This window comes from Phyllobacterium sp. 01N428 (assembly GCF_056399405.1).
Genome location: NZ_JBFTRH010000007.1, coordinates 25,726 through 47,842 on the forward strand (window position 1 = coordinate 25,726; position 22,117 = coordinate 47,842).

Consider the following 22,117-nt stretch of genomic DNA (forward strand, 5'->3'; position numbering starts at 1 on the left):
TAAACGGCAGCGTCTGTTAAGGCACATGCTTTGTGCCGTTTGATTCAATCAGGAAAACCCGAAATGTCTGCCTTCAAATCCGAGTTTCTGCACACGCTTTCCACGCGCGGCTTCATCCATCAGACCTCCGACGATGCGGGTCTGGATGCGCTCTTCGCCAAGGAAACCGTGTCTGCCTATATCGGCTTTGATCCGACGGCATCGAGCCTTCATGCGGGCGGCCTGATACAGATCATGATGCTTTACTGGATGCAGAAAACCGGCCATCGCCCCGTCGCCCTGATGGGCGGCGGTACCGGCATGGTCGGCGACCCCTCGTTCAAGGACGAGGCACGCAAGCTGATGACGCCCGAGACAATTCAGTCCAACATCGATGGCATCAAGCGCGTATTCACCAATTATCTCACCTTTGGCGATGGTCCCCGCGATGCGCTAATGGTCAACAACGCCGAATGGCTCCTGCCGCTCAACTACCTCGAATTCCTGCGCGATGTCGGCCAGCACTTTTCGGTCAACCGCATGCTGTCATTTGATTCGGTCAAGCAGCGGCTCGATCGCGAGCAATCGTTGTCGTTCCTCGAATTCAACTACATGATCCTCCAGGCCTATGATTTCGTCGAACTCAACAAGCGCTATGGCCTGCGCCTGCAAATGGGGGGCTCCGACCAGTGGGGCAACATCGTCAACGGCATCGACCTCGGCCATCGCCTGGGAACGCCGCAGCTCTACGCCCTCACCTCGCCGCTGCTGACCACATCTTCAGGTGCGAAGATGGGCAAGTCGATGAACGGCGCCGTATGGCTCAACGCCGAACTCTTGAGCCCCTACGATTTCTGGCAATACTGGCGCAATACCGAAGACGCCGATGTGGAGCGCTTCCTGAAGCTCTACACGACACTGCCGCTGGATGAGATTGCCCGGCTTAGCGCATTGGGCGGTGCGGAGATCAACGAGACCAAGAAGGTCCTCGCCACCGAAGTGACGAGCCTGCTGCATGGCCGGAAGGCTGCCGAAGAAGCAGCCGAGACCGCGCGCAAGACTTTCGAGGAAGGCGCGCTTGCCACCAGCCTGCCGACAATCGAGATCGCCGCAAGCGAACTTGAGCCCGGAATTGGTATCTTGACCCTTATTGTCAAGGCCGGGCTCGCCACTTCCAACGGCGAAGCGCGCCGCCATATCCAGGGAGGCGCGGTTCGTATCAATGACGCCAGCATATCGGATGAGCGGGCTCAGATCGGCGCTTCGGAGGTGACTGGCGATGGCGTCATCAAGCTCTCGCTCGGCAAGAAGAAGCACATCCTCATTCGCCCGGTCTGATCAAGTTCCTACTGGAACTCGAAGATCGAACGAAAGATGCCAGGAGCAATCACGGATATCGGGTTGACGATGATCTGTGGTTGCTTCAGCGGTCCCTGCAGCCGGTAGGTTATGCCGATAAGGCCGCGGTCGCGGCCATTGCCGAGGAACATGCCGAGGATCGGCAACTCGCCGAAGATACGATTGATGCCGTAGGCCGGCATGAATGTTCCGGTCAGGTTCATGTTCCCTGCAGGATCGCTGAGAACGCCCTGAAACGTCGTGCCGATCGTCGGCCCACGGATCACCCCATTTGCAAGATTGATGTAGTTCGAGCCTTTCTCGATCTGCGAGAAGCCGCGATCGAACGTCACGCGCGACACGTCGATGTTCTTCTGCACGGCATCGTTGAGGCTTGTACCGTTTGGCGAGGTTGACACCAATTTGGCGAGCCGCGGCTCGTTCACGAGCGTGAAGTTCTGGGCGTCGACCTGCCCGCGCAACGGCCCGTCGCCTTTGGAGTCGAGCGCAACGCTGATGCTGCCGCCTTGCATCTTCTCGTAGAATCCGAAGAAACGCAGCACCGCGCCGGCTTCGCGCGACTGAAGGTTGATAGAGCGGGCGCCGCTCCCGGAACTATCCGTCGCAATCACCTTCTGGCCGGATTTGCTGATCGCGTTGAAGGCGAGACCCGAAACATTTGAGCCGACGCCCTCGTAGGAAAGCGAGACATTGCTGAAGGTTTCCTGATAAAATCCGACGACATTATCGATGTCGGCATTGATCAGCACTCTCTGCTTGCCACCTGCCTCGCTGTTCTTTTGCTTCTTGTCCGTGATCTGGTTGAGCAAGGGCCGCGCATCGAACGCATTGCCCTTCACATCGACGCGGAAGCCATATTGCGTCCGCGCCACCTTGACCGTGATGTCGTCGCCGCGATTGAGCTTGACGTTATTGAAATCTGCCGAGCTCAAATCGCCGCCGACGACCTTGACGTCGCCCTGGATGCGGAACGTGTCGCCCGCAATATCGAGATCCTTGATGATTGCCGTATCGCCGTCCTGCTGCAGGGCGAATTTTGCGGTGGCCTTCACGCCGGCGCCCTTGGTCCAGCCGATTTGCGCCAGTTTTATCTCGGCCTTCGTCAAGTCCGCCGTTGCAACACGCGCGCCATCGGCACCCTTTGAAATATCGACCGATATCGGGCCGGACAGCAGCGGGTCGAGCGCAGGAAACAGCGCGTTGCGTGTCTTGTCGTCGAGCCGCAAGGTGACGTTCTGCTCGCGCTTCGCCGTGTTGCCGCCCAGGGGCTCGAACAGTTCCACATCGGCGGGAATGCCGTTTAGTTTGACTTCAGCATCAAGGCTCGCCCCCTCGCGGGTGACCGAAAGCGAACCACTTGCATCCGTGATCAACTGTCCGTCGATCTTCTTGGCGAGGTCGATGTTGGAGAGCGCCATCTCGGCGGTATATGTGAGGCTACCCGGGGGCGCGCGCCGCGTAATCGGAAATGAGACGAGCACGTGTGCCTTGACGTTGCCCTTGATGTCATCGGGCGTGAATGGCAGGTTTTTTACGGCGTTTATGGGCTTGTAGCCGATGATTTCGGCGACGGCCGAAGCGTCGCCCGCAAGATTAAGGTCGAGATCGGCAAGCACCGGCCGTTGCGGTCCCCACGGGATGACCAGCGTGCCGCCGACAATATGCGCTTCGCGGTTGTTCGGGGTGATCGCAACGCCGTTCTCCAGGGAGATCGTCGTGCGCGCGCCGCGCACGCTGATCTTCCCGTCGGCATTGCTGACCGGCGGCAGTTCACCGACGATATTGAAGTGCGACCCCTGAACGGCAAAATCCGCCTGCAGTTCATCGGCTTCGAGCGGCGGCGGCTTGCCGGGGCCGTTGAACCGGCCGGCCGCGAAATTCAAGTCGATCCTGCTGTCACTGGTCGTTCCGCCGGAGAGATTTTCGAGAACCCACCGCCGCGCGCCGGTAGCGACCCAGACGGGCCATAACTGTTTCGCATGGGCGACGGGCATCTGTGGAATCTGCAGCGACATTTGCATGGCCGGCGTGCCATTGCCAAACGTCGCCTTGGCAAAACCTGTCAACGCGCTGTCTTCGCCGGCACGTACGGAAATCTTCGGGATATCGAGCAATTTTTGCGACGGCACGTATCGTCCCGACAAGCCGGCATCGAATGCCAGCGCCGGTTCGCTCGAGTCCTGCGGCGAAGACGTTGCCTGGTTGGTACCGAGTTCGAACCGATAAGCAGGTTCAGCCGGATTTGCCGCGTCCGGGGTAATCGCGCCCGTGACGGTTCCTTTGAATGCACCAAAATTCAGCATCGAAGGCTTGAGATCGATGGCCTTCGACCCGGCAGCGTGCTCGAAATTGATCTGCGCCGCGACAGACATATCGTCGACATTACCGATTGAAACCGGGCCCTCGCCTATGTTGAGCGCACCCCAGACGCGGGCCGGCTCGCTCGCCGACCCGGCAAGACCATCGAGCTTGATTTCGGCGAGATTGCCATAGGCAAGATAGGCGCCGTCAGGCTTGATGCCGTCGATATCGGGCGCAGGCGCATTGCCAAAAGTGCCTTGGAGAGGAATTTTGCTGATGTCGAGCGAAAACGCCTCGATTTTCGCGCCGACGGCCGAGCGCTTTGCCTGTGCTGCAATCGCGATTTGCTTGCCTCGCCACTCGACCGTTCCGTTGATGGCGACAGGCCCGCCAGTCTCTGATAGATCGAGATTGACGATCCGCAGTCGCTCCGGTGCACCCGCAATGGTGAAATCAAACGATGTGTCGGTGATGGTAATGTCGCGGGTCTCGCGCTGATCGAGCAGCGACACCGCGCTTTCAAGTCCCGAAAAGATCACGCGTTGGGCGCCATCGAGATCGACGAGACCCTGCGCGTCCCAGGGAACGAGGGTCATGAAATCGAAGGGTACCTTCGAGGTAACCTTGATCTCGGCACCGTCAAGTTCGAGGCGCTCGACCTTGACGTTACCTTGCAGCAGCGGCAGCGTCGCCAGACCGATCCGCACGGAACGGACATTGTTTATTTCGATGCCGCGCTTCGCGTCGGAAATGTTGACGTCCCTTGCCTCGAGGGCGAGGTGATGGCGCTGGTCGAGTGAAATCTGCGCCGACTGGATGGTTGCTGCTGTCTCCGGGCCGACAACCGATTTCAAGGCCGCCTGCGTGCGCCGGGTCAGGGCTTCGCCGCCTATGCCGACCCGCAGAACAGTAAAGGCCATGCCTCCAAGAATGGCGACAAGAATGATGAACGAAAAGCAGGCGTTCGTTGCAATATGTAAACGCGAACGACGCCGCGGCGTCGCAACGGGAGCCCTGCCGCGCTTATGAGCTGACGGGTAGCGATGAAGTTTTGTGAAGTCGCGCTTCGTGAAGCGGACTTTTTCCGGTTTCTCTGTCAAATTCCCAAGCCAATTGAGGAATCATATGGGAAACCGTAGACGATTCCCTTGCCTCTGTAGTTGCGTAACTGAGGCGGGCATTCAATAATCAAAAGAAAGGCATTCATATGACAGTTCTGGACACTGGAAGCATCGCTCCGGACTTCACCCTGCCCCGCGATGGCGGCGGCGACATCACACTGTCCGCGCTGCGCGGCAAACCGGTCGTGCTCTATTTCTACCCGAAGGATGATACCAGCGGCTGTACCCAGGAGGCGATCGAATTTTCCGGCCTCAAGCCGCAATTCGAAGCGCTCGGCGCCACGGTTATCGGCATGTCTCCTGACGCCGTGAAAAAGCACGACAAATTCAAGACAAAGCATGATCTGAAGGTCGATCTCGTTGCGGACGAGGACAGGAAGATCATCGAGGCCTACGGGCTTTGGGTCGAAAAGAGCATGTACGGCCGCAAATATATGGGCGTAGAACGCACGACTTTCCTCATCGATGCGAGTGGAAAAATTGCCCGGGTGTGGAACAAGGTCAAGGTTCCCGGCCACGCCGCGGAGGTTCTCGAGGCGACGCGGGCGCTCAAAAGCTGATTTCTTCGCTTTTTCATTGCGAATTCAATGAGAATGCCCGGCTCTGTCAGGATTTATTAACCCTAACAGAGTGTAGTGATTTGCAGGAATTCAGCTGCGGATCGACGAACACACAGCCATGAAAAAGGTCAAGAGCTCCAGCATCTTCGGCACGATCAAGGAACCGCATACAATCATCATTGCGCGCGGTGAAACGATCCGCCATTTCAGCGTGAAGCCCTGGGCCGCGCTCCTCGGCGGGTCGCTGGCCGTGGGCTTTGCCGGAACCTACATCCTTGCGACATCCTACCTCGTTTTCCGCGATCAGCTCATAACCGGAAGCGTCGCCCGGCAGGCGCAGATCGAGCGCGCCTACGAGGATCGCATCGCCGCGCTCCGCACCCAGCTCGACCGCGTCACCAGTCGCCAGCTTCTCGACCGAAAACTGGTCGAGGGCAAGGTTGCAGAACTTGTTCAGCGCCAGAAGCGCCTGACCGAGCAGCACCAGAAGCTCGCGCCCATGCTCAAACGCGCCGGCAATAGCTTGCCGGCTGACGTTGCTCCACACCTCGCGATGGACAGCGATGCCGACAATATTGTCAGGTCCGAGGACGCCGATGCCTTCTATGGAATCGATCCGATCATTACCGGACCAACGTCGACGACGCAAAAGCCCGCGCCGCGTGACGACAAGGCGAAAGCCAAGGTCAACAAGGCCGGACTGCTCGATTCCGTCGACCATTCGCTCGCCGCGATCGAAACCAAGCAGTCCCGCCAGATGCAGACGCTGTCCAATACAGCCTATGAAGCCGCCGACAAAATCATGGATGCGCTTGCAGCGACGGGAATCAAACGGGCAGCGGGCGGTGAGACTGCCGGCGCTGGTGGGCCGCTGATTCTGGCAAGCTTTAACCCAACCGCGCCATTCGACACGAAACTCGCCGATTTGAATGATGCGCTGCATCGTCTTGAAGGCGCAAAGAAGCTGGCAAAGGCCGTCCCCATCGCCAACCCGGCGCCCGGAATGCCGGTATCAAGTTCCTTTGGCGTGCGCAGAGACCCGCTCATCGGCATGATGGCTTTTCACTCGGGCATGGATTTCCGCGCAATAGCGGGAACCTCGGTTCTTGCAACGGCCAACGGAACCGTGACTGCTGCCGAATATGCCGGCGGTTACGGCAATATGGTCGAGGTCGACCACGGCAACGGGCTCGTCACGCGTTACGGCCATATGAGCCAGATCCTCGTCAAGACGGGCCAGCGCGTCAAGCTCGGCGACGTTCTCGGCAAGGTCGGGAGCACAGGACGCTCAACCGGCCCGCACCTCCATTACGAAGTGCGCAGAAACGGCAACGCCGTCGATCCGACGACCTTCCTCGCCATCGGCCGGCAGATCGCTGCCGACCTCTGAGAATGCGGCTTTAGGCGATATCCTCGACGACCACGTCCGATCCATGAACGCGGTGCGCCAAGGCTGCTTCCATGAACTCGTCCACTTCGCCGTCAAGCACATCCTGCGGGCTGGTGCTTTCGACACCGGTGCGCAGATCCTTTACCAACTGGTATGGCTGGAGGACGTAGGAACGGATCTGATGGCCCCAGCCGATGTCGGTCTTCGATGCGGAAATCGCGTTTGCGGCTTCTTCGCGCTTTTCAAGCTCGGCCTCGTAAAGGCGAGCCCGCAGCATGGACCATGCGGTCGCACGATTCTTGTGCTGTGAACGTTCAGCCTGGCACTGTACGACGATGCCGGTCGCGATATGCGTGATACGCACCGCTGAATCGGTCGTGTTGACGTGCTGTCCGCCTGCGCCCGACGCGCGGTAGGTATCGATGCGAACGTCGGATTCGTTGACATCGATGGCGATATTGTCGTCAACGACCGGGTAGACCCAGATGCTGGAAAACGACGTATGGCGGCGCGCATTCGAGTCATAGGGTGAAATGCGCACCAGGCGATGAACACCGGATTCCGTCTTCAGAAGGCCGTAGGCATTGTGGCCCTTGACGAGGATTGTAGCGGACTTGATACCGGCTTCTTCGCCATAGTGAACTTCGAGAAGCTCTACCTTCATGCCCTTGCGTTCCGCCCAGCGGGTATACATGCGCAGGAGCATATTGGCCCAGTCCTGGCTCTCGGTGCCACCTGCACCCGAATGGACTTCGAGGTAACAGTCGTTGGCATCGGCTTCGCCCGAAAGCAGCGTGTCGATCTGGCGGCGATCCACGTCCTGCTTGATGGCCCGGATCGCGGCTTCCGCCTCCGCCACGATCGACGCATCGCCCTCCTCTTCGCCCATGGCGATGAGTTCGACATTGTCGTCCAGGGATTGGCTTAAGGTGCGGATCGAGTTGATGCCGTCTTCCAGCTGCTGGCGCTCGCGCATAAGCTTTTGTGCTTCCTGCGCGTCATTCCACAGCGACGGATCTTCGGCAAGCTGGTTCAGATAGCCCAGGCGTTTGATTGAAGCATCCCAGTCAAAGATGCCTCCTCAGCAGGCTTATGGCCTGCTTGATCTCGTCGACCAGCGTCTCGATTTCGGCGCGCATTGGCTGTCCGTTCCTTCTCTATGCTCGAATTTCGGCGGACCATATTGACTGGTCCGCGCGATGTAAAGTGTTCAGCTCTACCTGAAATAGTGCGGGCCAGGCGGTCAGAAAAGACCGCCGCCACCGCCCTGAATGGCCCGGTTCACGTTTGGCGATTGCACCTCGACAGGTGAGCCTTCCGAGAACGTATCCATGCCGATGACCGAATAGGTGTCAGCAGGACCGGTGCCGGGCTTGAACGCTTCCATGATGACATTCGGGCCGTCCGGCGAGGCGCGCATGCCCGTCTTGCGGTCGATCGGGATGACCGTCATGCCCTCGGGCACACGGAAATCGACAGAGCGCTGCCCCTGCAGGGCAGCTTCGGCGAATTCCTTGAATACCGGTGCGGCAAGGCCGCTGCCGGTAAAGCCATGGCCCATCGGCGATGGCGTGTCGTAGCCGAGATAGAGGCCGAAGACGAGGTCGGGCGTGAAGCCGATGAACCAGGCATCCTTCTCGTCATTGGTCGTTCCGGTCTTGCCGGCGATCGGACGATTGAGGCTCTTGAGGATCGTCGCCGTACCGCGCTGCACGACGCCTTCCATCATCGAGGTGATCTGATAAGCGGTCATCGGGTCCAGCACCTGATCGCGGTCGTCAATCAGATCCGGCTCCGGCTGGTCCTTCCATTCGGTGGCCGTGCAGTTTTCGCACTTGCGCTCGTCATGCTTGAACACCGTCTTGCCGTAGCGATCCTGAATGCGGTCGATCATCGATGGCGTAATCTTGCGGCCGCCATTGGCGATGATCGAATAGCCGGTCACCATGCGCAGCACCGTCGTTTCGCCCGAGCCGAGCGCCATGGCAAGAACCGGCAGCATCTTGTCATAGATGCCGAAACGCTCGGCATATTCGGCAACGAGCTTCATGCCCATGTCCTGCGCCAGGCGGACCGTCATCAGGTTGCGCGACTGTTCGATGCCGTAGCGCAGCGTCGATGGGCCGGCAAACTTTCCGCCATAGTTCTTCGGCGCCCATATGCCGAGGCTGCCGCCCTGGTCGATAGATATCGGACCATCAAGCACAACCGAGGCTGGCGTATAGCCATTATCGAGCGCGGCGGAGTAGACGAACGGCTTGAACGAGGAACCTGGCTGGCGCATCGCCTGCGTCGCGCGATTGAATTCGGATTCGGCAAAGGAGAAGCCGCCGACCATGGCAAGAACGCGTCCCGTATGCGGGTCCATCGCAACAGCGCCGCCGGCGATCTTCGGCACCTGGCGCAGCTGGAAGGCATCGTTGCTGCCCTCCTTCTTCTCAACAAAGACCACGTCGCCGACATTGAGCACGCCCTCGAGTGACTTTGCCGACGAGCGCTTGCCGTCGATGAGCAGCTTCAAGGCCCATTTTGCGTCGGCCGCGTCGATCGTGCCCTGCTTGCGCTCGCTGACGACCTTGCCGGAAGTCTCGCGGTCGGGCTGCAGACCGATCGTCGCCTGCTGCGGCGTTACCTCGAGCACGACGGCGAGCTGCCACTCCGGCACGTCGGAGAACGCCTTGATCTCGGACAGCGGAATGCCCCAGTCGCCATTGGTTGAAATGGTCTTGTAGGCGCCGCGATAGCCGCGCGCCTCGTCATATTTGAAGAGCCCGTGCTGCAGCGCCTTGCGCGCCATGACCTGCAGCTTGGGGTCGAGCGTGGTACGTACCGAAAGACCGCCCTCATAGAGCGCGTTCTCGCCATATTTGGCGATGATCTGGCGGCGAACCTCTTCGCTGAAATACTCTGACGCAAAAAGATAGTTGCCGGTGTGCCGCGGCGTAACGCCGAGCGGCTCGGCTTTCGCTTCCGTAGCTTCTTCCGCCGTCACATAGCCGTTCTCGGCCATGCGATCGATGACCCAGTTGCGCCGCTCGATCGCACGCTCCGGCTGGCGGAACGGATGGTAGTTGGAAGGTCCCTTCGGAAGGGCCGCGAGATAGGCAGCCTCCGCCACGGTCAATTCGTTCACCGACTTGTTGAAATATGTCAGCGCGGCGCCTGCAATGCCGTAGGAGTTGAGGCCGAAGAAAATCTCATTGAGGTAAAGTTCGAGAATGCGGTCTTTCGAATAGGCCTGCTCGATGCGGAACGAGAGGATCGCTTCCTTGACTTTGCGGCCGATGGTCTGGTCATTGCTCAGGAGAAAGTTCTTGGCGACCTGCTGCGTGATGGTCGATGCGCCGACAGGCCGGCGCGTGCCGTAGTTCTGGATATTGGTAAGGACAGCGCGAAACAGTCCACTAATGTCGACACCCGGATGCTGATAGAAATTCTTGTCTTCGGCCGAAATGAAGGCAGCTTTGACCCGGTCAGGAACCGCCTGGATCGGCAAATAAAGCCGGCGCTCGCGCGCAAATTCCGCCATAAGCTGCCCGTCGGATGCATGAACGCGGGTCATGACCGGTGGTTCGTACTTGGCCAGAACTTCGTAGTCCGGCAGATCCTTAGAGATGCTGACGACGTAAAGGGCCGCGCCAGCAGCGGCGATCAGCGCCATAACCGTGCCGATTCCGAAAAAATATCCGATCAAGCGTATCATAAGTATCCGGAACCCGTTTCACCAATTGGCACGTAAAATCAAAGCGAGCTTTCGATTCATGCAGATTGCGATGCAGGAATGGCCACAGTGAAAGCCAGCCCAAGTTCGGCATGTGCCAGGAGCGACGCCGAAAGCTCGTCGATGCCATTGATCGACAAATGTGACAAAGGCAAGGAAAACCCGTTTCCCTTAACAATTTAAATACCAAATGTGTAGTTTCGGCAACGCACGGGCGTGAGAATTTTCAATACAACCCTACCGTGCATAACTCCTAGTTGAGCGCGCCAGCCGTCTTCATTCCGGCAAATTCGCCGACCGCCGTGGCAAGCCTTTCGGCGACATGGCTCCGCCATGCCGGATCGAGCATGAGCTTTTCGTCTTCCTGATTGGAGAGATATCCGATTTCAACCAGCACGGACGGCACATCCGGCGCGCGCAGCACCTGAAAGCCGGCAAAGCGGTGCGGGTTGTTGATCATGTTGACGTCTTTCTTGAGCGACTTCACCACGGTCTTGGCGAAACTCAGCGAGAAGTTGTGTGTCTCCCGGCGCGTCAGGTCCATCAATATGTCGGCGATTTCCGGCGCCTCATTATCAAAGGCGATGCCGGCCACAGCGTCGGCACGGTTTTCGCGGTCGGCCATGGCGCGGGAATCCGCATCAGAAGCCCGGTCGGAAACGGTGTAGACCGTTGCACCGCGGATATTGCCGCGATTGATCGTGTCGGCATGGATCGAGACGAACAGGTCGGCCTCGTACTGGCGGGCGATACGCACGCGCTCGGACAGGCGCAGGAACGTATCGTCGTTGCGTGTCATCTCGACACGGATGCCGGAGATCTTCTGCAATTCGTCCCGCAACTGCTGCGCGAACATCAGCGTCACATTCTTTTCCAGGCTTCCGCCGGCACTCTCCGCGCCGCTGTCGATCCCGCCATGGCCGGCATCGACGACCACGGTGAACGGTTTCGGCGCCTGGCTTGCTTCGCCGGGAGCGGCAGATGCCAATCGATCACCGGTCGGCGTCGATGTGGTCGAGGCAGTCGTCTGGTTCTGCGTCTTCAATGCTTCCGCAAAGGCACGATCGGACGACGCGACGAGATCGGCGACGAGCCGGTAGCCGGGACTGTTATCGTTCTTGAGGACGTCGATCCGTTCGACCGAAAATGGTCCCTTCAAAGTAAAGATGAGCCGCGAGCGCGTTGCGTCGATCATCCCATAGCGCACATCGGTGATGAGACCCCGCGCCTCGGTCGATTTCTTGTCGAAGCCAAAAACCGTCTTTGGCATGTCGATCGCCAGGCGATGCGGATCGCCGAGCAGCATTGTCGAAATGTCCGGCTCCTGGTCGAAATTGATGACGACGCGTGTGCGCAGTTCGTCGCCGGCTGCCTGATAGGTCAAAGCGGCGAGATCGCCCGCCGCATGCGCGACAGCGCCGCCCTGCAATGAGACAACAAGGCCAAGAAATGCAGCCATGATTATCCGACGGAACACATTCACACCTTTGAAACTGAGCGGGCAGGCAATCCCCGCAAGCACCTCGACCGACCAAACACGCACTGGAAGTCTGCTCAGGGCCTATTATCTATGACTATTAGGTAAGGAGCCATGGTTAATAATCTCTTATTCAAGGTTATTTCGTTGCAGCCGTTGATGACACGATTATGAAGAAGGCCTTGTCATTAAGCGACACACCTCCTAAAAGCAAAGGTGAGTTACTTTCCGCCCTCCGGAATCAGCTCTTCGATGTCACCGCAAATGCCGGAAAGACAAGCGGAGCACAGACATGGCGGCGCGATGGCGAAGCTTCGCTGTAGGTAACCGACAAAAGGATTTGGCGCGCGCGGACAGGGATTGTCGGCAGCGCTTTGTGAACGGCAGATCGCGCAGACAAGGCGCATCGGGCCAGCCCCTAGCGGGGTGATAACAGTGGCGGCACAGCTGAAAAGCGTGCCATTCGTGAGGTCGTTTCGTCAGGAACAACAATGTTTGGTACAGATGTGACCATAACCGGCTTACAAGCCGCGGCTGCCTCAAGGCAGGTCCGCGCGTTGCCGCGTCTGTCTGTTTCTGCGAACTTTAATATATCCGGCAGATGTGAAGACGCGGCTCCAGATACCTTGAGGGTATCCGGGCTGTCTCGCGTTGTTAGCGTTGCAGCCGGGGAGAAGAATTATAATGTCGGACAAGATGCTAATCGACGCCTCCCACCAGGAGGAAACACGGGTTGTCGTGGTTCGCGGCAACCGGATTGAAGAATTTGACTTTGAGTCGGAACACAAGAAACAGATCAAAGGCAATATCTATCTGGCGCGTGTCACACGCGTAGAACCATCCCTCCAGGCTGCTTTCGTCGAGTATGGCGGTAATCGCCATGGCTTCCTCGCATTCAGCGAAATTCATCCTGATTACTATCAGATCCCGGTTGCTGACCGTCAGGCGCTGATCGAAGCGGAAGCGGAAGCGGCAAGCCAGGACGAAGATCACGAGGAACATGCAAGCGAGCAGCGCAGCCGCGATCGCAATGATCGCAGCTCGCGCAATCGCCGGCGCGGCCGGCGTGGCCCGCGTTCGGGCGAAGAATCGTCGAAGCTCGATTCCTCTTCGGAAGAGAACGCCGAGGAGAGTGCCGTCACGGACGAATCGTCTGAGGACGAAGCCGTCGTGGAAGTCGCCGCCGAAGAGGCGAGCGAATCCCAGTCTGACGAATCGGGCAGCCAGACCCGCGCGGCTTCGATCGATGCCGACGTGATTTCCGAAGCTGTCGTCGTCGACGGCGACCCGGAAGACACAGAGGACAACGAGACGCCGCGTTCGAAAAAGTCCGGTCGCCGCTCTGGCGACGACAAGGATGATGCGCACGACGAACTCGATGAAGTCGAATCGGTCGGTGCCGAGGATGCGATGGAAGAGGTGCCGACGCACCAGCGCTTTCAGCGCCGCCAATACAATATCCAGGACGTCATCAAGCGCCGGCAGATCCTGCTCGTTCAGGTCGTCAAGGAAGAGCGCGGCAACAAGGGTGCAGCGCTGACGACGTACCTTTCGCTCGCTGGACGCTATTCCGTGTTGATGCCGAACACTGCCCGTGGCGGCGGCATTTCGCGCAAGATCACCAGCGTACAGGACCGCAAGCGCCTCAAGGACATCGTCAAGGATCTCGAAGTTCCGAAAGGAATGGGCGTCATCCTTCGCACCGCCGGTGCCAACCGCACGAAGCCCGAGGTCAAGCGAGACTACGAATATCTGATGCGGTTGTGGGAGAACGTTCGAAGCCTCACCCTCGCCTCTACTGCGCCGACGCTGGTCTATGAGGAAGGCAGCCTCATCAAGCGATCGATCCGCGACCTCTATAACAAGGACATCACCGAGATCCTCGTCGCTGGCGAGAACGGCTACCGCGAGGCCAAGGACTTCATGCGCATGCTCATGCCGAGCCATGCCAAGGTCGTGCAGCCCTATCGTGAATTGACCCCGATCTTTGCCCGCAACGGCATCGAGGCGCAGCTCGACCGTATGTTGCAGCCGCAGGTGACGCTGAAGTCCGGCGGCTACATCATCATCAATCAGACCGAAGCGCTTGTCGCCATCGACGTCAACTCGGGTCGTTCGACCCGCGAACACTCGATCGAAGACACCGCGCTGCAGACCAACCTCGAGGCGGCTGACGAAGTTGCGCGGCAGTTGCGGTTGCGCGACCTTGCCGGCCTCATCGTCATCGATTTCATCGATATGGAGGAGAACCGCAACAACCGTGCGGTTGAGAAGCGGCTGAAGGATTGCCTCAAGGACGACCGCGCGCGCATCCAGGTTGGACGAATTTCACATTTCGGTCTGCTCGAAATGTCGCGTCAGCGCATCCGCGCCAGCGTGCTCGAAAGCACGACGCAGGTCTGCGCCATGTGCGGCGGCACCGGACACGTACGTTCGGCCTCATCGATTGCGCTGCACGTCATGCGTTCGATCGAGGAATACCTGCTGCGCCATTCGCAGAACAATATCATTGTTCGCACCACCGTTCCGACGGCGCTCTACGTGCTCAATCACAAGCGCCAGAATCTTGCCGATCTCGAGGCTCGTTTTGGTCTGACGATCAGCATCGAGGCCGATGACAGCGTTGGTGCGCAGCACTTCGCCATCGACAAGGGTTCGATCGCACTCGGTCCCATCGTTCCGCTGGCGGAGACCCCGACACTCGGCATCGCCGATGATTTCGAGGATGCCGACATTCCGGTCGAAGACGCTGATGAAGTCGAAGACGTTCAGGCTGCTGATACGGCCCGCGTCGACGGCGACGACGGTTCGCGCAAGCGCCGGCGCAAGCGGCGGCGGCGTGGCGGACGTGACCGTCAGGAAGTTGCCGCGGGCGAGCCCGGTCAATCGGTTCGCAGCGACGACGATGCGGACGATGCTGATCAACCGCCCGTTCCAGGCGAGGATGCCGCCGCGAAGAAAGCACGCGAAGATGAGAACGAACGGCGCAAGAAGCGTCGCCGTGGTCGCCGTGGCGGCCGCAAGAACCGTCGCGACGGCGATGACGGCGATAACTACATCGCTGCGAAAGCCGTCCCGGACGCGGAACCGGTGTTCGTAACCATACCGCTTCCGGACTTTGCCAAGGCAAAGACGATCGAGACGGTCGCCGACGAGGCCGAAGCTGCCTTCGTCGTCGCTCCCGTCGAGACACCTGCGGTCGAGCCAGTGGCCGAGGGAGTGATTGCGGTCATCGAAGAAGCGCCCGCCAAGAAGCCGGCCAAGCGCAAGTCGCGCGCAAAGGCTGCCGCCGAACCGGTGGAGGCCGCTGCCGAGCCAGTGGAAACCGTCGCCGAAGCTCCGGCCAAGCCGAAGCGTGCACCGCGCAAGTCAACGAAGAAGGCTGTTGTCGAAGAGGCGGTTACTGCCGAGGAATCGCCTGCGCCGCAGCCCGAAGCGGTCGAAGCCGAGGCGCCTGCGCAAGCGCAGCCGGTCGCTGCCGAACCGAAGCAAGAGAAAGTTCCGAGCGAGCCGGTCGTTACATCTACCGTTGCTACGGAAAAGAAGAGCGAAGGTGAAGCGCAACCGAAGCGTGGCTGGTGGCAGAAGAAGGGTTTCTTCTGAGCCGCGGTCGATTGAATTGAAGACAAGAAGAACCGGCATTCGTGCCGGTTTTTCTTTATGAAAACCGGGATTTGGCTTGTGGCGCCGCAGATTTGCCGAATTGGGCAGATTTCACAAGGTGGGGAGGAGCTTGGGCTCCCTTTCATTCGAAGTTCGATTTCGATACCAATGGGACCATGATGACAATTCGCCGTTCATGCCGCTCGCTCGCCTCCCTGATGCGCCCCGTCCTCATCGCCCTGACCGCGGGCGCGCTGGTAGTCGCCCAAGGTGCAGTCGCTCTTGCCCAGTCCCAATCATTGCCGATCGTCCGCGATGCCGAGATCGAGGCGCTGGTTACCGACTACGCAACGCCGATCATCAATGCGGCTGGCCTCGGCAAGCGTGCGATCAAGGTGGTCCTCGTTAACAACAGCAGTTTCAACGCTTTCGTTGACGGGCGCCGCATCTTCATCAACACCGGCGCGTTGCTGCAAGCCGAAACGCCCAACGAAATCATCGGCGTCATCGCCCACGAAACCGGCCATCTTGCCGGAGGCCACCAATTCAAGCTGCGCGAGCAATTGGCCAACGCCAAGACAATGGCCGTGGTAGCGGGTCTTCTCGGCGTCGGCGCTATCGTCGGCGGCGCCGCTGCGGGCGCTAGCGGCCTGTCGAAGGCAGGAGCCGGTATCGCGATGGGCGCGCCGGAAGTCGCGATGCGCAGCCTGCTCAATTATCAGCGCACGGAAGAGATGGCGGCGGATCGTTCAGCCATAACCTACCTTGCCGCAACCCAACAATCGGCCAAGGGCATGCTCACGACGTTCGAGCGATTCTCCAACGCCCTGTCGCTGACGGGCACGCGCATGGATCCCTACCGTATCAGTCACCCGCTGCCGCGTGAGCGCATTGCCAACCTCGAGACGTTGGCCCGGGCAAGCCCTTATTTCGACAAGAAGGACAGCCCTGCCCTGCAGCAGCGCCATGATCTGATGCGCGGCAAGATCGCCGCCTATACCGGCGGGGGCGCCAGCGTCCTGCAAACCTTCCGCAAGGATCCGCAAAATATCGGCGCCCGTTACGGCGATGCGATCGCCACCTATCTCAATGGCTCGGCGCAATCGGCCTTGACGAAGCTTGATCCGCTGATCAAGGAGCAACCGAAAAACCCGTATTTCTACGAGATGCGCGGCGAAATGCTGCTAAAGCAGAACAAGGTGCAGGATGCTGCCAACGCCTTCGAGAAAGCAAGTTCACTCGATCCGCGCAAGTCGGGCCTGATCCGTATGAACTACGGCCGCGCCTTGATGCTGACGGGAACGCCGGCGAACCTCAAGATTGCCGTCGACGAACTCAAGACGAGCATAGGCCGCGACCGCGAGTCCCCGGCGGGCTACGCCTATCTGGCCCAGGCCTATGGGCAGATGGGTGACATGGCGCTCTCCGATCTCGCCAGCGCGAACGAAAAATTCTATTCGGGCAAGATCCAGGACGCTCAAATCTTCGCGACCCGTGCACAACGTGGCTTGAAAAGCGGCTCGCCCGAGTGGATACAGGCTCAGGACATTATCAGCGCCAAGCGCAAGTAAGATGCGGCAATCCCTCAGGGGACATAGTTTTTGAAAAAGGATACTCCATAATGGCAAAAGTCGCTCTGATTGGCGCAGCCGCAGGCCTCGTCAGCATCGCCGCATTGGCGCTCGGCTATCACGCGGGCCAGACCGATCTCATGGCCTCCGCACCGGACAAGACCGCGGTCACCGCTTCGACCACCGATCGCACCGAGATCGAGGGCATCGTGCGCAACTATCTGATCAACAATCCCGAGGTCATGCTCGAAGTTCAGACCGCGCTCAATACCAAGCAGGAAGCGGCGCAGAAGGAAGCCTCGACGCAGGTTATCGGCGAAAACAAGGACAAGATATTCCAATCCGCCAATGACGCTGTTTTCGGCAATCCCACGGGCGATGTCACCATCGTGGAGTTCTTCGACTACAATTGCGGCTACTGCAAGAAGGCGCTCCCCGACATGGACGCATTGCTGAAGAGCGATCCGAACCTGCGCTTCGTCATGAAGGAATTCCCGATCCTCGGCGCCGATTCAACGCGGGCGCATATTGTCGCCAAGGCATTCAAGGCGGTCATGCCCGAAAAATATCTCGAATTCCACCGCGACCTTCTCGGCGGCGAAGGACGGGCGACCGAAGCTTCGGCCATGGGGATCGCCGTCAAGCTCGGCGCCAATGAAGCGCAGATCCGCGAAAAGATGAATTCGCCTGAGATCACAAAGAGCTTCCAGGAAACCTATGACCTCGCAAATAACCTCAGCATCACCGGCACTCCATCCTATGTCGTCGGAACTGAAGTAGTGCCCGGCGCCCTCGGTGCGGACGCATTGGCCGAGCGGATCAGCCATATTCGCAACAAATAGGTCTGAATATTTACTTCTGACTGCGAAAACCCGTTGTGGACAAGCAATAACGTGACTTTGCAGGCTTTTCGCTTGCCGATAAGCCGTCTATATGGGACCAGCATTTTCGAACCGTCCGGTAATCATGAAGCAAACGATCTTTGTCCTCAACGGCCCAAACCTCAACATGCTTGGCAAGCGTGAGCCGGGTATCTATGGCGCCGTGACTCTGGACGACATCGAAGCCATGTGCCGGACCGAAGCCGAGGCACTCGGCTGCGAGATTGATTTCCGCCAGTCCAATCATGAGGGTGATCTGGTCAGCTGGATACAGGAGGCAGGCGAGCAGAAGGCATTGGTGTTGATCAATCCCGCCGCCTATACGCATACCTCCATCGCGCTGCATGACGCCATAAGGGCGGCATCGGTAACGCTGGTGGAAGTTCACCTTTCCAACATCCACGCACGCGAGTCGTTCCGCCACCACTCCTACGTTTCCTCTTTGGCCAAAGGGGTGATATGTGGCTTCGGGGCCGACGGCTACCTGATGGGCTTGCGCGCACTCATCAAGCTGGCAACGCCGCAGTAGCTGGCAGTGCCAATCAGAATAAGGGGCTTGAAAAAGCATGGCTAACAGAACCACCGGGATCGACAAGGTCATGATCCGCGATCTTGCGGAAATCCTGAACGATACGGACCTCACCGACATCGAAATCGAGCAGGGCGACCTTCGCATCCGCGTTTCGCGCCAGGTCACCGTACAGGCGGCAGCCCCGCAGCCGTTCTATGCGCAGGCGCCCGCGGCAGGTCCCGCTCCGGCAGCATCGCCCGCAGCGTCTGCGCCAGCGGCAGCGCCCGCTGCCGATCCTTCGAAGAATGCCATCCCCTCACCAATGGTCGGGACCGTCTATCTTGCGCCCGCACCCGGAGCACGAGACTTCATCCAGGTCGGTACCCAGGTGAAGGAAGGCCAGACGCTTCTGATCATCGAAGCGATGAAGACCATGAACCAGATCCCCTCGCCGCGCGCCGGCACGGTCACCGCAATCCTCGTAGCGGATTCCCAGCCCGTCGAATATGGCGAGCTGCTGGTCGTGATTGAGTGATGCCGGACTCCGTGGGTGAATCGAGAGCGTGATGTTTCAGAAAATTCTCATAGCCAACCGCGGTGAAATCGCCCTGCGCGTCCTGCGGGCCTGCAAGGAACTCGGCATCCAGACGGTGGCTGTCCATTCGACCGCCGACGCCGATGCCATGCATGTACGGCTCGCCGACGAAAGCGTCTGCATTGGACCGCCGCCCTCGCGCGAAAGCTATCTGAATATTCATCAGATCGTTGCCGCCTGCGAAATCACCGGCGCGGACGCCATTCACCCCGGTTACGGCTTCCTGTCGGAAAATGCCAAGTTCGCCGAGATCCTCGAGGCGCACAATATCACCTTTATCGGACCTACCGCCGCGCATATCCGCGTCATGGGCGACAAGATCGAAGCCAAGCGTACGGCGAAGCGCCTCGGTATTCCGGTTGTACCGGGTTCCGATGGCGGCGTCACCGACGACAAGGAAGCTGCGCGCATTGCGGCGGAGATCGGTTATCCGGTTATCATCAAAGCCTCCGCCGGCGGCGGCGGCCGCGGCATGAAGGTGGCGCTCAACGAGGACGAACTGTCGATCGCGCTGTCCACGGCGCGCACGGAAGCCGGCGCCGCCTTCGGCGACGATGCCGTCTACATAGAAAAATACCTGCAAAAGCCCCGCCACATCGAAGTCCAGGTCATGGGCGATGGAAATGGCAAGGCGGTACACCTTGGCGAACGCGACTGTTCCTTGCAGCGCCGGCACCAGAAGGTCTGGGAAGAGGCCAATTCGCCAGCCCTGAACTCCGACGAGCGCGAGCGCATCGGTATGATCTGTGCGAACGCCATGGCCGACATGGGCTATCGCGGGGCCGGCACGATCGAGTTCCTCTACGAAAACGGCGAGTTCTATTTCATAGAAATGAACACGCGTCTTCAGGTCGAGCATCCGGTGACCGAGGCGATTACCGGCATCGATCTTGTACATGAACAGATTCGTGTCGCCTCGGGCGGCGGGCTTTCGGTAACCCAGGAGGAGATCCGCTTCTCCGGCCACGCCATAGAATGCCGCATCAACGCCGAAGACCCGCGCACCTTCACGCCGTCACCGGGCAAGATCACGCATTTTCACACACCCGGCGGCCTTGGCATTCGCGTCGATTCGGGCGTCTATTCCGGCTACAAGATCCCGCCCTATTATGACAGCCTCATCGGCAAGCTCATCGTGCACGGCCGCAACCGCGTCGAATGCATGATGCGCCTGCGCCGGGCACTCGATGAATTCGTCGTCGACGGCATAAAGACCACTCTTCCCCTCTTCCAGGATCTGATCAACAATCCTGATATCGCCAATGGCGATTATGACATTCACTGGCTGGAGAAATATCTGGCCGGAGATACTGCAGAAGAAGAGGCATGACGGGCAAGAACCCGGTAGAACCTTTCAAAATCGACCCCGCGTTGCTGTTGCGTGCCTACGCGACCGGGGTCTTTCCGATGGCCGAAGAGGCCGACAATCCGGAAATATTCTGGGTGCGCCCGGAAAAGCGCGGCATTATCCCGTTTGAGAATTTTCACGTCTCGCGCAGCCTGCGTAAGACCGTGCGCCAAGGTCGCTTCTCCATCCGGCTCGACAGCGATTTCGCCGGCGTCATCGCCGGATGCGCCAGCGGGTCGGGCGAGCGTTCCCGCACCTGGATCAACCAGCCGATCCGCGAGGCCTATGGCAAGCTGTTTGAACTCGGTTACTGCCATACCGTGGAAGCCTGGCTTGACGGCCGCCTCGTCGGTGGGCTCTACGGTATCGCCCTCGGGTCGGCGTTCTTCGGGGAAAGCATGTTTTCGCGCGAGCGCGACGCCTCCAAGGTCTGCCTCGTCCATCTCGTTGGCCACCTGATCGAGAAGGGCTTTACGCTCCTCGACACGCAGTTCACCACGAACCATCTCGAGAGCTTCGGTGCGGTCGAGGTGCCGCGCCGCCAGTACCAGAAGATGCTGGAAAACGCGCTGGCACAGTCCGCGGAATTCTGAACGGCGACATCCCGCTTCCACATTGTCGGTGTATGTTTTTTCCGGCGGGTGCTGCGCAATTTTTTCTAAAAGAAAATGTCGACCCGGTGCGCACTCGTTCGTCTTAGGGAGGGAATAACCCGACAAACAAGGAGAATTGTCGTGAAGATCAATGCTTATCTGAACTTTGATGGAAAGTGCGAAGAGGCTTTCAACTTCTATGCCGGCGTACTCGGCGGCGAGATCGTCGCGATGATTCGTTTCGACGAAATGCCTGAAGGCAACGACATGCCGAAGGAACTTGCCAAGAATATCATGCACGCGACATTGCATATCGGCGACAATGTGCTGATGGCATCAGATGCACCGCCGCCCTATTTCCAGAAGGCGCAGGGCATGACGGTCGCCATCAACGTCGACACGCCTGCGGAAGCGGAGCGCATATTCTCTGCCCTGTCACAAGACGCGCAACACGTGCTGATGCCGCTCGGCGAAACCTCCTGGGCTCAGCGCTTTGCGATGTTTACCGACAAATACGGGACACCCTGGATCGTCAACTGCCCGAAGCCGATGTAACTGATCGGATCGGACCGGCCGGCACGGTGGTGTCGGCCGGGCGCGCTATAGCGAATTCAGCTCTTTGCCGGCGCCGGCACATCCGACTTCTGCTTGCAGCTCTTCAGCCACACATCGTAAACCGGATGCTCGACGGCGTTGAGACCAGGGCTGTCGGCAAACATCCAGCCTGAGAAGATGCGCCTGATCTTGCGGTCGAGGGTGATTTCGTCGACCTCGACAAACGTATCCGTTTTCGGTGCCTCGGTATCCGGGCGCGTATAGCAGACGCGCGGTGTCAGCTGCAGCGCGCCGAACTGCACGGTTTCACCGATATAGACGTCGAATGTGGTGATGCGGCCGGTAATCTTGTCGAGCCCTGAAAAGACAGCAATCGGATTGGTGATCTTTTCATCCGCCCGCACCGGAGCAATCGCGGTGGCCGCAACAGCAGTGGCTATGGCCATCACTCCAATCATCCGTGCAAACCTGGCGCGAAAGGGAACAGTCAGGGTCGAGCGGATCATTGCACTTCCGGGGTTAGCGGTGTCGGGGATTTCGATTCCAGCCAGT

The 22,117-nt window shown here is 59.3% G+C and carries 16 protein-coding genes; 11 read left to right on the top strand and 5 right to left on the bottom strand.

Translation table 11 applies throughout. The features are described from left to right. The first annotated feature begins 63 nt into the window (after window positions 1-63). Complete coding sequence (tyrS, locus tag AC1DNI_RS17040) at window positions 64-1,317, top strand: tyrosine--tRNA ligase (protein WP_477692695.1); 1,254 nt, start codon at window positions 64-66, stop codon at window positions 1,315-1,317. An 8-nt stretch (window positions 1,318-1,325) separates the two neighbouring features. On the opposite strand, the gene AC1DNI_RS17045 is transcribed toward tyrS, so the two are convergent. Continuing rightward, window positions 1,326-4,559, bottom strand: coding sequence for an RNA-binding protein (locus AC1DNI_RS17045; RefSeq protein ID WP_477692696.1), 3,234 nt, complete (start codon window positions 4,557-4,559; stop codon window positions 1,326-1,328). Between the two features lie 287 nt (window positions 4,560-4,846). On the opposite strand from AC1DNI_RS17045, the gene AC1DNI_RS17050 reads away from it, so the two are divergent. Then, a complete protein-coding gene (locus AC1DNI_RS17050; RefSeq protein WP_228018256.1) occupies window positions 4,847-5,320 on the top strand; it encodes a peroxiredoxin in 474 nt (157 codons plus the stop codon). A gap of 118 nt (window positions 5,321-5,438) precedes the next feature. Continuing rightward, window positions 5,439-6,710, top strand: coding sequence for a M23 family metallopeptidase (locus AC1DNI_RS17055; RefSeq protein ID WP_477692697.1), 1,272 nt, complete (start codon window positions 5,439-5,441; stop codon window positions 6,708-6,710). A gap of 10 nt (window positions 6,711-6,720) precedes the next feature. On the opposite strand, the gene prfB is transcribed toward AC1DNI_RS17055, so the two are convergent. From prfB to AC1DNI_RS17070, 3 genes are all read right to left on the bottom strand, one after another. After that, a protein-coding gene (prfB, locus tag AC1DNI_RS17060) for a peptide chain release factor 2 (RefSeq protein ID WP_477692698.1) occupies window positions 6,721-7,849 on the bottom strand; the annotation gives its coding sequence in 2 pieces (ribosomal slippage) (window positions 6,721-7,779 and window positions 7,781-7,849; 1,128 coding nt in all). A gap of 104 nt (window positions 7,850-7,953) precedes the next feature. After that, window positions 7,954-10,413 (bottom strand): penicillin-binding protein 1A, encoded by a 2,460-nt coding sequence (locus tag AC1DNI_RS17065; protein ID WP_091921653.1) that lies wholly within the window; start codon window positions 10,411-10,413, stop codon window positions 7,954-7,956. A 271-nt stretch (window positions 10,414-10,684) separates the two neighbouring features. After that, a complete protein-coding gene (locus tag AC1DNI_RS17070; RefSeq protein ID WP_477692699.1) occupies window positions 10,685-11,890 on the bottom strand; it encodes an N-acetylmuramoyl-L-alanine amidase in 1,206 nt (401 codons plus the stop codon). A gap of 702 nt (window positions 11,891-12,592) precedes the next feature. Here AC1DNI_RS17070 and AC1DNI_RS17075 point away from each other — a divergent pair. The 8 genes from AC1DNI_RS17075 (at window position 12,593) to AC1DNI_RS17110 (ending at window position 21,565) form a co-directional block, all read left to right on the top strand. Then, window positions 12,593-15,511 (top strand): Rne/Rng family ribonuclease, encoded by a 2,919-nt coding sequence (locus tag AC1DNI_RS17075; protein WP_477692700.1) that lies wholly within the window; start codon window positions 12,593-12,595, stop codon window positions 15,509-15,511. A gap of 179 nt (window positions 15,512-15,690) precedes the next feature. Continuing rightward, window positions 15,691-17,082: a M48 family metalloprotease gene (locus tag AC1DNI_RS17080; protein WP_370645490.1), complete on the top strand. Its 1,392-nt coding sequence runs from the start codon at window positions 15,691-15,693 to the stop codon at window positions 17,080-17,082. 50 nt (window positions 17,083-17,132) lie between these two features. Then, window positions 17,133-17,924, top strand: a complete 792-nt coding sequence (locus AC1DNI_RS17085) for a DsbA family protein (RefSeq protein ID WP_477692701.1) — start codon at window positions 17,133-17,135, stop codon at window positions 17,922-17,924. A gap of 124 nt (window positions 17,925-18,048) precedes the next feature. Further along, the gene (aroQ, locus tag AC1DNI_RS17090) at window positions 18,049-18,492 is read left to right on the top strand and encodes a type II 3-dehydroquinate dehydratase (RefSeq protein WP_027231426.1); all 444 of its coding nucleotides are present in this window, start codon (window positions 18,049-18,051) and stop codon (window positions 18,490-18,492) included. Window positions 18,493-18,529: 37 nt separating this feature from the next. Then, window positions 18,530-19,009 (top strand): acetyl-CoA carboxylase biotin carboxyl carrier protein, encoded by a 480-nt coding sequence (accB, locus tag AC1DNI_RS17095; RefSeq protein WP_153669350.1) that lies wholly within the window; start codon window positions 18,530-18,532, stop codon window positions 19,007-19,009. A 31-nt stretch (window positions 19,010-19,040) separates the two neighbouring features. After that, complete coding sequence (accC, locus tag AC1DNI_RS17100) at window positions 19,041-20,399, top strand: acetyl-CoA carboxylase biotin carboxylase subunit (RefSeq protein WP_027231428.1); 1,359 nt, start codon at window positions 19,041-19,043, stop codon at window positions 20,397-20,399. Window positions 20,400-20,440: 41 nt separating this feature from the next. Continuing rightward, window positions 20,441-21,010: a leucyl/phenylalanyl-tRNA--protein transferase gene (gene aat, locus AC1DNI_RS17105; RefSeq protein ID WP_477692887.1), complete on the top strand. Its 570-nt coding sequence runs from the start codon at window positions 20,441-20,443 to the stop codon at window positions 21,008-21,010. A 141-nt stretch (window positions 21,011-21,151) separates the two neighbouring features. Next, window positions 21,152-21,565, top strand: coding sequence for a VOC family protein (locus AC1DNI_RS17110; protein ID WP_027231430.1), 414 nt, complete (start codon window positions 21,152-21,154; stop codon window positions 21,563-21,565). A gap of 56 nt (window positions 21,566-21,621) precedes the next feature. On the opposite strand, the gene AC1DNI_RS17115 is transcribed toward AC1DNI_RS17110, so the two are convergent. After that, entirely contained in the window at window positions 21,622-22,011 is a 390-nt protein-coding gene (locus AC1DNI_RS17115) for a DUF2155 domain-containing protein (protein WP_477692888.1), read from the bottom strand. Window positions 22,012-22,117: the final 106 nt, after the last annotated feature.